Below are 12175 nucleotides of genomic sequence, written 5' to 3'. Positions count from 1 at the left end.
GGCACACGACAATGGAGGGTGTCACGGGCCTTACCCATGTCCGGACCGACCGCAAACCTGTGAATTTCTGTGCTCTACGTCACGTAGAGCGCTGGAACCGCTTACCGGCGGCTTACGTCGAATGTGACCACAATTAGGACGTCGTACCAGCTAGGAGGACTTGATGCGCGTGCTTGTGGTGGAGGACGAGCGGGTGCTCGCGGACGCGATCGCCACCGGCCTCCGCCGGGAGGCGATGGCTGTCGACGTCGCCTACGACGGCGCCGCCGCTCTGGAGAAGACCGGCTACATCGACTACGACGTGATCGTGCTCGACCGCGACCTGCCCAAGGTGCACGGTGACGAGGTGGCCCGCCGCCTGGTCGCCCAGCGGTCGGCCTCGCGGATCATCATGCTGACGGCCGCGGGTGACGTGGACGACAAGGTCGAGGGGCTGGAGATCGGCGCCGACGACTACCTGGCCAAGCCCTTCGTGTTCATGGAGCTCGTGGCCCGGGTGCGCGCGCTCGGCCGCAGGTCCGCGCCGCCGCTGCCGCCCGTTCTCGAACGCGCGGGCATCCGGCTCGACCCCGGCAGGCGTCAGGTGACGAGGGACGGCGCGGAGATCCACCTCACCAAGAAGGAGTTCGCGGTGCTGGAGGAGCTGATGCGGGCCGAGGGCGCCGTCGTCAGCCAGGAGGACCTGCTCGACAAGGCGTGGGACGAGAACATCGACCCGTTCACCAACGTGGTCAGGGTGACCATGATGACGCTGCGCAAGAAGCTGGGCGATCCGCCGGTGATCGAGACCGTGCCGGGCGTCGGGTACCGGCTGTGACGACCCGCGCCGCCGCCGTCTCCGCGAGTTCCCCGGGGGAGGGGGTCCTGTGACCGAACCGCGTGACGCCTCCGACAGGGGGACGCCGCAGATCCTTCCGCCGCCCGGCGAAGCGGGCTCCGCCGCGACCGCGCCGGGCTCCGCGACCGCGCCGGGCTCCGCGACCGCGCCGGGCTCGCCGGCTCCGGCCGGAGCGCAGGCGGCGGGTCCGACCCGCAGGATGTCGAACCCGATGGGCACCGGCCCCTACCGCAGCCAGGTGCCGCCGCCCAGCGGCCCGCCCGCCTGGGACGGGCCGCCGCCGCTGGTCGCCCACCCGGTGCAGCGGGGCAACCTGCTCGACGAGATCAGGTCGCTGCAGAACCGCGTCAGCATCCGGTGGCGCCTGACCCTTACGTACGCCGCGCTGGTCTTCGTCGCCGGCGCGCTGCTGGTGATGGTCATGTACGTGCTGGTCGGCCAGGCGATCGACGTCGGCTGGCAGAACGTGCCGAAGATCTACATCCCGAGCGGGATCGTGCCGCAGGAGTGGGTCGACCAGGTCAACAGGCAGTTCGCCCAGTCGCAGGCGGCGGTGACCGCGGCGGCGCGCAGCGAACTGCTGAAGCGGGCGCTGCTGGCGCTGCTGGGCGTGGGGATCTTCGCCCTGATGCTCGGCTACGTAGTGGCCGACCGGGCCCTGCGGCCGGTAATGAAGATGACGGCGACCGCGCGGAAGCTGTCGGAGACCTCGCTCGCCCACGAGCGCATCGACCTCCAGGGCCCCGACGACGAGCTGAAGGAGCTGGCCGACACCTTCGACGCCATGCTCACCAGGCTCAACACCGCCTTCGACGCGCAGCGGCGGTTCGTGGACAACGCCTCGCACGAACTGCGCACGCCGCTGGCGATCAACCGGACGGTGCTGGAGGTGGCCCTGTCCGACCCCGAGGCCTCCGACGATCTGAAGGTGCTCGGGCGTACGCTCCTGGGCACCACGGCCCGCAACGAGCGGCTCATCGAGGGCCTGCTCCTGCTCGCCCGCAGCGAGCGCGAGCTGTCGGTGCGCAAGCCCGTGGACGTCCAGGAGGTCGCCAGGACGGCGGTGGAGCAACTGGCCCCCTTCGCCGGGGAAGAGGGCGTCACGGTCGAGCACGACCTCCACCCGGCGGCCACGACCGGCGACCCCGTTCTCATAGAACGCTGCGTCTCCAACCTGGTTGAGAACGGCATCAAGCACAATCTTGGCGAGTCCGGAAAAGTATGGGTCCGGACGGGAATTGTCGACGGGGGTGCGGTTGTTCAGGTCGCGAACACGGGACCGCACGTTCCCGCGTACGAGGTGGAGAGCCTGTTCGAGCCGTTCCGGCGCCTGAATGCCGACCGGGTCCAGTCCGCCAAGGGCGCGGGTCTCGGCCTGTCCATCGTGCGCGCGATCGTCCGTGCGCACGGCGGTACGGTCGCCGCCGTTCCCCGAGACGGGGGCGGTCTCGTGGTGACGGTACGACTCTCCGGAACCGGGGGATCTCCGGGGACGCCGCAGTCGGCGCGCTGATGGAGCGAGCGCGCCGTACATGTGGTTGGATGTGCCGTCGAACGCGGTAGGGATACCGCCGATACTGTGGTTTTCGCCATATTTGGCTAACCGCAGCCTCCGGCGGGACGCCCCTCGCGTGTCGGAAGGTTCAGTGTTCGTTCAAGCGGGTACCGATTGCACAATTTACCGGCCCCCGCGGGCACAACACCGGCCTTCCGAGCGTTATCCACGCGCGACACAGGCGCAGGCAGATAGATGAGGGGGATGGAGTAGCAGATGGCTACCGACTACGACAGCCCGCGTAAGACCGACGACGACCTCAACGAGGACAGCCTTCAGGAACTCCAGGCGCGTAGGAGCGACAAGTCGTCGGGCAGCATCGACATCGACGAGACCGATCTGGCCGAGTCGTTGGAGCTGCCGGGGGCGGATCTGTCGAACGAGGAGCTCTCGCTGCGGGTGATTCCTCGGCAGGCCGACGAATTCACCTGTTCGCGGTGCTTCCTGGTGCACCACCGCAGCCAGCTGGCCTCGGAGAAGAACGGCCAGCAGGTCTGCCGCGAGTGCGCCGCCTAGGAGACCCTTGGGAGGGTCCGTGACTTCAGCAGCGGATGATTCAAACAACGAGGTCGCCGACCTGGTCGGCAAGCTCGTCGCCTCTGAGGAGACGGACGGGGCCGAGCGGCGCCGGCTGCTCGGCCGCCTCAGCGGGGCCCTGGCACGGTCCGCGGGGAAGGCGCGCCAACGGGGAGTCGGCCGTGGCCGATGGCTTGCCGACGTATTCATGAACATCGCTCCGCGGTTACCGGTCAGGGACCTTGAGACCCTGCGGGAACACCACTACGGGCTCACCGGCGAGCAGCTCGCCGACGACCTCGTCCGCACCGCCGCCAAGGCGACGACGGCGGTCGGCGCGGTCGGCGGGGCGCTCGCCGCGGCCGAGTTCGCCGCTCCGCCGCTCCTGCTGTCCGCACCCGCCCAGATCGTGGCCGAGACGCTGGTCGTCGCGGCCATCGAGGTGAAGCTCCTCGCCGAACTACACGAGGTGTACGACGTGCGGGTCCCCGGCAACGGCACCCAGAGGGCGGCCGCGTTCGCGCTCGCCTGGTCGAAGCAGCGGGGCGTCAACCCCCTCGCCCCCGGCTCGGCCACGATCGCGCTCGGGACCGCCGCCAAGACCGCGCTGCGCAACCGCCTGATGCGCACGCTCGGTCGGCACCTCACCACACTCGGCCCCTTCCTCACCGGCGCCGTGGCCGGCGGCGCGCTGAACCGGGCCGCCACCAAGAAGCTCGCCGCCGCCGTGCGCGCGGACCTGCGCCGCCAGCGCGCTCTGCCCCATGCCGCCACCCCTATCTCCGAGCTGACGCCCCCGTCTCCAGGCGGACCCTCCGCATCCGGCTGATCCCCCTGCCGATCCGGTTCCGTCCCCCGGGGAGAACGGGCATCGGCCCAGGTGCCGTCCCTATCGGCCCTCTCGGACCGTCCTGATCTTTCAGGTAGGGAAGTGTCACCCAGTGGTCTAAACCACTTGCCGACCCCGTATGAGCTGCGTGAGATCATTCTCACAACAACCGGTGGGAATTGTGCACGTTCTTACGGGTATGGGGGTCACTGGTGACTTTCCGTATGGTGGTCACAGGCGACCACCTGGAGGAGATGCATGCGTGGCACCAGCTCATTTCTGATCGTCGCGAACCGGCTACCGGTCGATCGCGTGGGCGAGAACGAGTGGCGGCGCAGCCCGGGAGGGCTTGTCACCGCCATCGCGCCCGTCATGCAACGCCGTGACGGGGCCTGGCTCGGCTGGACCGGAGCGGCCGGAGAGGAGCTGAAGCCCTTCGACCACGACGGCATGCATCTCATCCCCATCCCGATGTCCCAGCTCGAGGTCGAGCTGTACTACGAGGGCTTCTCCAACGCCACCCTGTGGCCGCTCTACCACGACGTGGTCGCGACGCCCGTCTACTCGCGCGTGCTCTGGGACGCCTACCGAGCGGTCAACGACCGGTTCGCCCGCGCGGCCGCGGACGCCGCCGCGCCCGGCGCGGTCGTGTGGGTGCAGGACTACCAGCTCCAGCTCGTGCCCGCGATGCTGCGAAAGCTGCGGCCCGATCTGAAGATCGGGTTCTTCCTGCACATCCCGTTCCCGCCGGGTGAGCTGTTCTACCAGCTGCCGTGGCGCAACGAGATCCTCGAAGGCCTGCTCGGGGCCGATCTCGTGGGCTTCCAGCGGCCGGGCGGCGCGGCCAACTTCCTGCGCCTGTGCCGCCGCCTGCTCGGGGTGCAGTACCTCCGCAACGAGATCCAGCTCGAAGACCGGACCGTCCGCGCGGAGTCGTTCCCGATCTCGGTCGACTACGGCGAGCTCGACCAGCTCGTCCGCGAGCCGCGCGTCCAGCAGCGGGCCAGGGAGATCCGCGCCGAGCTGGGCGATCCGGAGCACGTGCTGCTCGGCGTCGACCGGCTCGACTACACCAAGGGGATCGGCCAGCGGCTCAAGGCGTTCGGCGAGCTGCTCGACGACGGCGTGATCAAGCCGGACGAGGCGGTCTTCGTCCAGGTCGCGACGCCCACGCGGGAGCGCGTCGCCGAGTACATCCGGCTGCGCAACGACATCGAGCTGAGAGTGGGCCGCATCAACGGCGAGCACGGCGTGCTCGGCCGCATGCCGATCTCCTACCTGCACCAGTCGTACGACAAGGAGGAGCTGGCGGCTCTCTACCTGGCGGCCGACGTCATGGTCGTCACGCCGCTGCGCGACGGCATGAACCTCGTCGCCAAGGAGTACGTCGCCTGCCGCCACGATCTGCGCGGGGCGCTCGTGCTGAGCGAGTTCGCCGGCGCGGCCGACGAGATGCGCCAGGCCTACATGGTCAACCCGTACGACATCGACGGCATGAAGCGGACGATGCTGGCGGCGATGCGGGCGACCCCGCACGAGCTGGCGCGCCGGATGCGCTCGCTCAGGCGCAGGGTCGCCACCTACAACGTGGACAGGTGGGCGAGCGACTTCCTCACCGCCCTGGAGTCCGGGGAGCGGGCCGCTCCTACGGAGTGAGGTCCCGGGCGGCGTCCTTCCAGTTGCGCCACTTCCTCGCCGCCGACCGGGTGACGACGATCCTGGTGATCTCCATGCCCAGGCCCATCACCACGGCGTACGCGATCGCCTCGCCGAGCCCGATGTCGGGGGAGTCGGCGCTCGCCGGCGGCTTCTTGCCGGTGGCCTTCTCCCACGCGAACGACAGCACCTTGCGCGAGCAGAAGCCCACCGCCAGGCCGAGCAGGCCGCCGACGATACGCCACTGCATGTCGGGCTTGTCCATCGCGCCGAGTTCGCGCTTGGCCTCCCGAGCCATGTCCGCCATGATTCCTCCTCGATAACGACCTTAGTGTCTCCGCACGGGGTGGCGGTCCACGCCATACCATGTGGTGGCATGACCGAACAGCGACTCCCCGCAGCCATGCCCGAGAAACCCACACTCGACGGCTTGGAAGCGGTATGGGTAGGGCGCTGGGAGGCCGAGGGCACCTACCGGTTCGACCGGTCCCGGGGCAGGGACGAGGTCTACTCCATCGACACCCCGCCGCCCACCGTGTCCGGGTCCCTCCATGTGGGGCACGTCTTCTCCTACACGCACACGGACACGATCGCCCGCTACCAGCGGATGCGGGGGCGCGAGGTCTTCTACCCGATGGGGTGGGACGATAACGGCCTGCCCACCGAGCGTCGCGTGCAGAACCACTTCGGCGTGCGCTGCGATCCCTCCATGCCGTACGACCCGGACTTCACGCCGCCGGAGAAGCCGGACGCCAAGCGGCAGGTGCCGATCTCGCGCCGGAACTTCATCGAGCTGTGCGAGCGGCTGACCGCCGAGGACGAGAAGGCGTTCGAGGAGCTGTGGCGCCGTCTCGGCCTGTCGGTGGACTGGTCGATGACGTACGCGACCATCGACGCGGGCGCCCGGGCTGCGTCCCAGCGCGCGTTCCTGCGCAACCTCGCCCGCGGCGAGGCGTACGTCGCCGAGGCCCCGACCCTGTGGGACGTGACGTTCCGTACGGCCGTGGCCCAGGCCGAGCTGGAGGACCGGGAATGGCCCGGCGCCTTCCACCGGATCGGCTTCGAGCGGCCCGGCGAGGGCATGGTGTGGATCGAGACGACCCGCCCCGAGCTGATCCCGGCCTGCGTGGCGCTGGTCGCCCACCCCGACGACGAGCGCTACCGGCCGTTGTTCGGCACCACCGTCCGCACCCCGGTCTTCGGGGTCGAGGTGCCGGTCGTGGCCCATCACCTCGCCGAGCCGGACAAGGGCTCGGGCATCGCGATGATCTGCACGTTCGGCGACGTCACCGACGTCACCTGGTGGCGCGAGCTGGACCTGCCGACCCGGCCGGTGATCGGCTGGGACGGCCGCCTGCTCCCCGAGCCGCCGCAGGGCGTGCCCGCCGAGCCGTACGCCGAGCTGGCCGGCAAGACGGTGCACAGCGCGCGCGAGCGGATCGTGGAGATGCTGCGCGAGTCCGGCCACCTGGACGGCGAGCCGCGCAAGATCCAGCGGCCGGTGAAGTTCTACGAGAAGGGAGACCGGCCGCTCGAGATCGTCACCACCCGGCAGTGGTACATCCGTAACGGCGGCAGGGACGCGCGGCTGCGCGCGGAGCTGCTGGAGCGCGGCCGGGAGCTGGAGTGGCATCCGCCGCACATGCGGGTCAGGTACGACAACTGGGTCGAGGGCCTGGCGGGCGACTGGCTGATCTCCCGGCAGCGGTTCTTCGGCGTGCCGATCCCGGTCTGGTACCCGCTCGACGCCGAGGGCGAGCCGATCCACGAGGCTCCGATCGTCCCGCCCGAGTCGGCGCTGCCGGTCGACCCGTCCAGCGACGTGCCGCCCGGGTACACCGAGGACCAGCGGGGCAAGCCGTTCGGCTTCGTCGCCGATCCCGACGTCATGGACACGTGGGCGACCTCCTCGCTGAGCCCGCAGATCGCCGCCGGGTGGGAGCGCGACGACGACCTGTTCCGCCGCGTCTTCCCGATGGACCTGCGGCCGCAGGCCCACGAGATCATCCGCACCTGGCTGTTCTCCACGGTCGTGCGTGCGCACCTGGAGCACGGTGGGCTGCCCTGGCGGCACGCGGCGATCTCGGGATGGATCCTCGACCCCGACCGCAAGAAGATGTCGAAGTCCAAGGGCAACGTCGTCACGCCCCTGGGCCTGCTGGAGGAGTACGGCTCCGACGCGGTCCGTTACTGGGCGGCGAACGGGCGTCCCGGCACCGACACGGCGTTCGACACCGGGCAGATCAAGATCGGCCGTCGGCTGGCCATCAAGATCCTGAACGCGTCGAAGTTCGTGCTCGGCTTCCGGTCCGAGGGCGGCGGCGAGGTCACCGAGCCGGTCGACCTGTCCATGCTGGCCGCGCTGCGGGCGGTCGTCGCCGAGGCCACCGAGGCGTTCGAGGCGTACGACTACACCCGGGCGCTGGAGCGGACCGAGCGGTTCTTCTGGTCGTTCTGCGACGACTACCTGGAGCTGGTCAAGGCCCGCGCGTACGCCGGGGACGCCTCGGCCGTCGCCGCCCTGCGGCGCGCGCTCGGCGTGCTGCTGCGGCTGTTCGCGCCGTTCCTGCCGTTCGTGACCGAGGAGGTCTGGTCGTGGTGGCGGGAGGGCTCGGTGCACCGCGCCGCCTGGCCGTCCGCCGGCGAGCTGCCCGAGGCGGGGCTCGGCGACACCGCGGTGCTCGACGCCGTGGCGGAGGTGCTCCGCCGTGTGCGCCGGGCGAAGTCCGAGGCCCGGCTGTCGATGCGGGCCGAGGTCTCCCGGCTGACCGTGTCGGGGGACCAGGCGGAGCTGGTCCGGCTGGCCCAGGACGACCTGTGCGCGGCCGGCAACGTCGAGGAGTTCGTCCTCGAACCCGGTGACGCCCCGCTCGACGCGGTCGCCGAGCTGACCGCCTGACGACGACGCCGCCGGCCACCGCCGCGCCGCGGGGCGATCCCGCGGCGCGGCGGCGCGGCGGCCGGCCGCGGATCGCGCCGAATCGATCCCCAATCACGGGTAAAACGGCCGCGCGCCGTGCCCGCCGACATGCCAGGCTGGATCCGTGATCCCGTCTAACCGCAGTACCCATGAGAGGGTTCCGCCGACCCTGGCCACGATGGCCGCGTGGAGTTGGCGGCTGCTGCTGCTCGGCGCGATGGTCTACTTCCTGTGGCAGATCATCGGCAGGATCAGCTTCGTCGTCATGCCGGTGGTCGTGGCGCTGCTGCTCGCGGCCCTGCTTTATCCGCTGACGCGACGGCTGCGCTCCGCCGGGCTCCGGCCGATCTACGCGACGTGGATCACGATGCTGCTGGGCCTCGCGTTGATAGTCGGCATCGGATTCCTGATCGGCGTGCGGGCGAACGAGGAGTTCCCCCGGCTGGTCCTGCAGATCCAGGTCACCGTGCGCAACGTCCAGGACTGGCTGCTGCACGGTCCCCTCCACCTGAAGGAGGCGCAGATCGCCGACTTCGTGGACCAGCTCAGCAGCCAGATCACCCAGTACCGCAGTCAGATCACCAGCACGGTGCTGAGCGGCGCCACCGCGGTCGTCGAGGTGCTCACCTCGATCGTGCTGATCCTCTTCGTGACCTTCTTCCTGCTGAAGGACGGCGAACGGATCTGGGGCTGGTTCCTGCGCGCCTTCGGCGGCACCGCGCCGCGGGTGGACCGGGCGGGCCGGGCGGCCTGGGCGACGATCTCGCACTATGTGCACGGCACGGTCGCGGTCGCGGCCATCCACGGAGTCGTGATCGGAGTGGTGCTCGCCGGGATGCGGGTGCCGCTGTGGGCGCCCCTCGCGGTGCTCGTCTTCCTGGCGAGCTTCGTCCCGGTCGTCGGCATCCTGCTGGCGGGCGGCATCGCGACGCTGGTGACCTTCGGCTCCCAGGGCTGGGTCTACGCGTTGATCTTCGTCGGCGTCCTCGTGGTCGAGCAGCAGCTGGAAAACCACGTGCTCCAGCCGCTCATCGTCGGCCGGGCCCTGGAGTTCCACCCCTTGGCGATCATCCTCGTCCTCGCGGTGGGCGGTGTGCTCGGCGGCATCGCGGGCGCCGTGGTGGCCGTGCCGCTCACGGCGGTCATCTACCGCGCGCTGCCCGAGCTGCGCCGCGCCCAGCCCGAGATCGAGCCGCCGGCCGAAGGCGGCCCGCCCGGCGCCGAAGAGGCCGGCCTTCCGAAGTCCGCACCCTCCCAGGAGCCGGAGCCCGCCGCCCCCGGGCAGAGCGGGCAGGAACCGGAGACGGCACGCCCGTCCTCCGGAGCGGGAGAGGCGGTGTCCCCCCAGCGCAACGGGTAGGGTCTTGCCTCATGAGCGATGTCGAGATCCTGATACACCGGCTCGACCCCGGCCTTCCGCTCCCGTCGTACGCCCATCCCGGTGACGCCGGGGCTGACCTGTACGCGGCGGAGGACGTCGAGCTGCTGCCCGGTGAGCGGGCGGTCGTGCGGACCGGTGTCGCCATCGCGCTGCCGGACGGCTACGCCGCCTTCGTCCACCCGCGTTCGGGCCTGGCGGCCCGGCACGGTGTCACGCTGGTCAACGCGCCGGGCACGATCGACGCCGGCTACCGGGGCGAGATCAGGGTGACGATGATCAATACCGACGCCAAGGACGCGGTACGGCTCCGGCGCGGCGACCGCATCGCTCAGCTCGTCGTCCAGCGGGTGGAACGGGCGGCGTTCTACGAGGTCGACCGGTTGCCCGGCTCCGTACGGGGCACGAACGGGTTCGGCTCGACGGGGAGCTGACACCGCGGGGCCCGGGAACGGGCCACGATGCGAGGAGAGTGAGACAAGTGTTGCGACGCCGGCGACGCGCGGAGGAGGAGACCGCAGCAGCCGTCGGGCGGGAGGAAAGCCCCGCCCCGGCGCGGACGACGGGCCCCTGGGACTCCGGCGACGACTATCCGGAGGCCGAGCGAGTGGACCTGGGGGGCCTGCGCCTGCCCGTCGGCCCCGGGTTCGAGATCCAGCTCAGCATGGCGGGCGACCAGGTCGACGGTGTGATCGTCCTGGTCGAGGAGAGCGCCCTGCAGGTGAACGCCTTCGCCGCGCCCAAGCGCAGCGGGATCTGGAACGAGGTGCGGGCCGAGCTGGCCCGCGAGGTGGTGGCCGCGGGCGGAGCGGCCGAGGAGCGGGACGGCCCGTTCGGCCCCGAGATCGCGGCCGAGGTGCCCGCACAGGGCCAGGCGCAGGGACGGCAGCCGGTGCGCTACGTCGGCGTCGACGGGCCGCGCTGGTTCCTGCGGGCCGTGATCAGCGGTAGGGCGGCGGTCGATCCGGAGGCGGCGCGAATCCTGGAGGACGTCGTGCGCGACATCGTCGTCGTGCGCGGCGACGAGCCGATGCCGCCCAGGGAGGCGATCCAGCTCCGCCTGCCGGCCGAGGCGCGGCATGCCATGGAGGAGCAGGGGGGCCGCCAGGAGTTCCGGCCCTTCGAACGCGGTCCCGAGATCAGCGAGATCCGCTGACCTGCGCCGCGGGGCGGCGCGCCGGTTGACCGAATCGAGGAGCAAGCCCTGCCCTGACCGTCCTTCTGGCCCGTCTGCGGCTCACGTATGCTGCGGTGGGAAACGACGGGCCTAGGCTGGAAGCCGGGACGACGAATCCCCCGCAGGGGGAGGAAGCTGGGTGAGTGACCGATGGGCACGCCGGAGCCTGCCAGACGAGGCGGACTGCGGGGCTTCTTCCGACGGCTGACCACCAGCCAGGCCGAACTGGAGGCCGCCGAGCTCCAGGAGGACCTGGAGCAGCAGGGGGCCACACCCATCGCCCGGTGCGGTGAGCGTCAGCGCACCTGCGTCGCGGGCACGCTGCGCACCGTCACCCTCCGCCCGCGCGGCGGCGCGCCGGCCCTCGAGGCGGAGCTGTACGACGGGTCGGACGTGATCGACCTGGTCTGGCTCGGCCGCCGGAAGATCGCCGGCATCGAGCCGGGCCGGGTGGTGCGGGCCGAAGGGCTGGTCAGCGTCCAGGACGGCCGCAAGGTCATGTTCAACCCCCGTTACGAGCTACGCCCGGCCGGTGGCCCTTGATCTCTCTGGAGACCGTATGAGCACAGCCGACATGACGGCCCCTGCGGCGCACGCCACCGTTGAGGCGGCCGTTCGTGCCCAGATGAGCAAGGCGCTGGGCGGCAGGCGCGGGATCGTCGAGGCGGCCGTGCCCACGATCGCCTTCACCGGCACGTGGGTGGGCACCAGCCAGCTGAAGGCCTCGCTGATCGTCGGCATCGCCTCGGCGGTGGTGCTCCTGCTGGTGCGGCTCGCGCAGCGCACGACGCCGCAGTTCGTGCTCAACAGCCTTGTCGGCATCGGCATCGGCGCGTTCTTCGCGACCCGCACCGGCGACGCCAAGGACGTGTTCCTGCCGGGGATCCTCTACAACGGGGCCTACGCCGCCGGCATGCTGCTGTCGATCGTGGTCCGCTGGCCGGTCGTGGGGTTCCTGATCGGTTCGGTGACCGGCGACCCGACGGCCTGGCACAACGACTCCGCGCTGGTCCGGCTGTGCTCGCGGCTGACGTGGCTGCTCATGCTGCCCTGCCTGCTGCGGGTGGTGGTCCAACTGCCGCTCTACTGGGCGGACCACGTGACCGCTCTCGGCGTGGCCAAGATCGCCTTGGGCTGGCCGCTGCAGGTCGCGGCGCTGGCCGCGATGGTGTGGGTGCTCGCCCGGGGCCGCACCCCGATCGAGCCCGGTCTCCAGCCGTCCGCCCAGCCGCCCGTTCAGCCGTCCGTCTGACGGAACGCGAAGAAGGAAGGCCCCGGGCGCGTGTCCCGGGGCCTGAGTTCGTGC

General features: G+C 70.8%; 12 protein-coding genes. 11 read left to right on the top strand and 1 reads right to left on the bottom strand.

From position 1 onward, the window contains the following. The first annotated feature begins 163 nt into the window (after positions 1-163). The 5 genes from HHX41_RS16705 to HHX41_RS16685 all read left to right on the top strand — a co-directional run bounded on the left by HHX41_RS16705 (position 164) and on the right by HHX41_RS16685 (position 5394). On the top strand, positions 164-817 hold the full coding sequence (locus HHX41_RS16705) for a response regulator transcription factor (RefSeq protein ID WP_169980162.1): 654 nt from the start codon (positions 164-166) through the stop codon (positions 815-817). Positions 818-866: 49 nt separating this feature from the next. Further along, positions 867-2351 (top strand): HAMP domain-containing sensor histidine kinase, encoded by a 1485-nt coding sequence (locus HHX41_RS16700; protein ID WP_310742021.1) that lies wholly within the window; start codon positions 867-869, stop codon positions 2349-2351. A 258-nt stretch (positions 2352-2609) separates the two neighbouring features. Beyond that, the gene (locus tag HHX41_RS16695; protein WP_030505490.1) at positions 2610-2909 is read left to right on the top strand and encodes a DUF4193 domain-containing protein; all 300 of its coding nucleotides are present in this window, start codon (positions 2610-2612) and stop codon (positions 2907-2909) included. A 19-nt stretch (positions 2910-2928) separates the two neighbouring features. Next, positions 2929-3738, top strand: a complete 810-nt coding sequence (locus tag HHX41_RS16690; RefSeq protein WP_310742020.1) for a hypothetical protein — start codon at positions 2929-2931, stop codon at positions 3736-3738. 258 nt (positions 3739-3996) lie between these two features. Continuing rightward, the gene (locus HHX41_RS16685; RefSeq protein WP_169980165.1) at positions 3997-5394 is read left to right on the top strand and encodes a trehalose-6-phosphate synthase; all 1398 of its coding nucleotides are present in this window, start codon (positions 3997-3999) and stop codon (positions 5392-5394) included. Here HHX41_RS16685 and HHX41_RS16680 read toward each other — a convergent pair. Then, on the bottom strand, positions 5384-5701 hold the full coding sequence (locus HHX41_RS16680) for a DUF4235 domain-containing protein (RefSeq protein ID WP_169980167.1): 318 nt from the start codon (positions 5699-5701) through the stop codon (positions 5384-5386). The genes HHX41_RS16685 and HHX41_RS16680 overlap by 11 nt on opposite strands. 69 nt (positions 5702-5770) lie before the next feature. Here HHX41_RS16680 and valS point away from each other — a divergent pair, with 69 nt between their 5' ends. The 6 genes from valS (at position 5771) to HHX41_RS16650 (ending at position 12121) form a co-directional block, all read left to right on the top strand. Next, on the top strand, positions 5771-8293 hold the full coding sequence (valS, locus tag HHX41_RS16675) for a valine--tRNA ligase (protein ID WP_169980169.1): 2523 nt from the start codon (positions 5771-5773) through the stop codon (positions 8291-8293). 199 nt (positions 8294-8492) lie between these two features. Next, positions 8493-9674: an AI-2E family transporter gene (locus HHX41_RS16670; RefSeq protein WP_182906673.1), complete on the top strand. Its 1182-nt coding sequence runs from the start codon at positions 8493-8495 to the stop codon at positions 9672-9674. Positions 9675-9685: 11 nt separating this feature from the next. After that, the gene (dut, locus tag HHX41_RS16665) at positions 9686-10126 is read left to right on the top strand and encodes a dUTP diphosphatase (RefSeq protein WP_182906672.1); all 441 of its coding nucleotides are present in this window, start codon (positions 9686-9688) and stop codon (positions 10124-10126) included. A gap of 47 nt (positions 10127-10173) precedes the next feature. Next, positions 10174-10848, top strand: coding sequence for a DUF3710 domain-containing protein (locus tag HHX41_RS16660; RefSeq protein ID WP_182906671.1), 675 nt, complete (start codon positions 10174-10176; stop codon positions 10846-10848). Positions 10849-11019: 171 nt separating this feature from the next. Further along, positions 11020-11412, top strand: coding sequence for an OB-fold nucleic acid binding domain-containing protein (locus HHX41_RS16655; RefSeq protein ID WP_030505482.1), 393 nt, complete (start codon positions 11020-11022; stop codon positions 11410-11412). A gap of 16 nt (positions 11413-11428) precedes the next feature. Next, the gene (locus HHX41_RS16650; protein WP_182906670.1) at positions 11429-12121 is read left to right on the top strand and encodes a DUF3159 domain-containing protein; all 693 of its coding nucleotides are present in this window, start codon (positions 11429-11431) and stop codon (positions 12119-12121) included. Positions 12122-12175 lie beyond the last annotated feature (54 nt).

This window comes from Microbispora sp. H13382 (genome assembly GCF_014161445.1).
Lineage (GTDB): Bacteria > Actinomycetota > Actinomycetes > Streptosporangiales > Streptosporangiaceae > Microbispora.
The sequence above is the reverse complement of the archived record's forward strand: the minus strand, read 5'-3'. Positions and strand labels throughout refer to the sequence as shown.

Bases quoted from the DNA above. Each gene is read 5' to 3' on its own strand.
- HHX41_RS16705 (WP_169980162.1), top strand. From the start codon at position 164: ATGCGCGTGCTTGTGGTGGAGGACGAGCGGGTGCTCGCGGACGCGATC.
- HHX41_RS16695 (WP_030505490.1), top strand. From the start codon at position 2,610: ATGGCTACCGACTACGACAGCCCGCGTAAGACCGACGACGACCTCAAC.
- HHX41_RS16685 (WP_169980165.1), top strand. From the start codon at position 3,997: ATGCGTGGCACCAGCTCATTTCTGATCGTCGCGAACCGGCTACCGGTC.
- HHX41_RS16680 (WP_169980167.1), bottom strand. From the start codon at position 5,701: ATGGCGGACATGGCTCGGGAGGCCAAGCGCGAACTCGGCGCGATGGAC.
- valS (WP_169980169.1), top strand. From the start codon at position 5,771: ATGACCGAACAGCGACTCCCCGCAGCCATGCCCGAGAAACCCACACTC.
- HHX41_RS16670 (WP_182906673.1), top strand. From the start codon at position 8,493: ATGGCCGCGTGGAGTTGGCGGCTGCTGCTGCTCGGCGCGATGGTCTAC.
- dut (WP_182906672.1), top strand. From the start codon at position 9,686: ATGAGCGATGTCGAGATCCTGATACACCGGCTCGACCCCGGCCTTCCG.
- HHX41_RS16655 (WP_030505482.1), top strand. From the start codon at position 11,020: ATGGGCACGCCGGAGCCTGCCAGACGAGGCGGACTGCGGGGCTTCTTC.
- HHX41_RS16650 (WP_182906670.1), top strand. From the start codon at position 11,429: ATGAGCACAGCCGACATGACGGCCCCTGCGGCGCACGCCACCGTTGAG.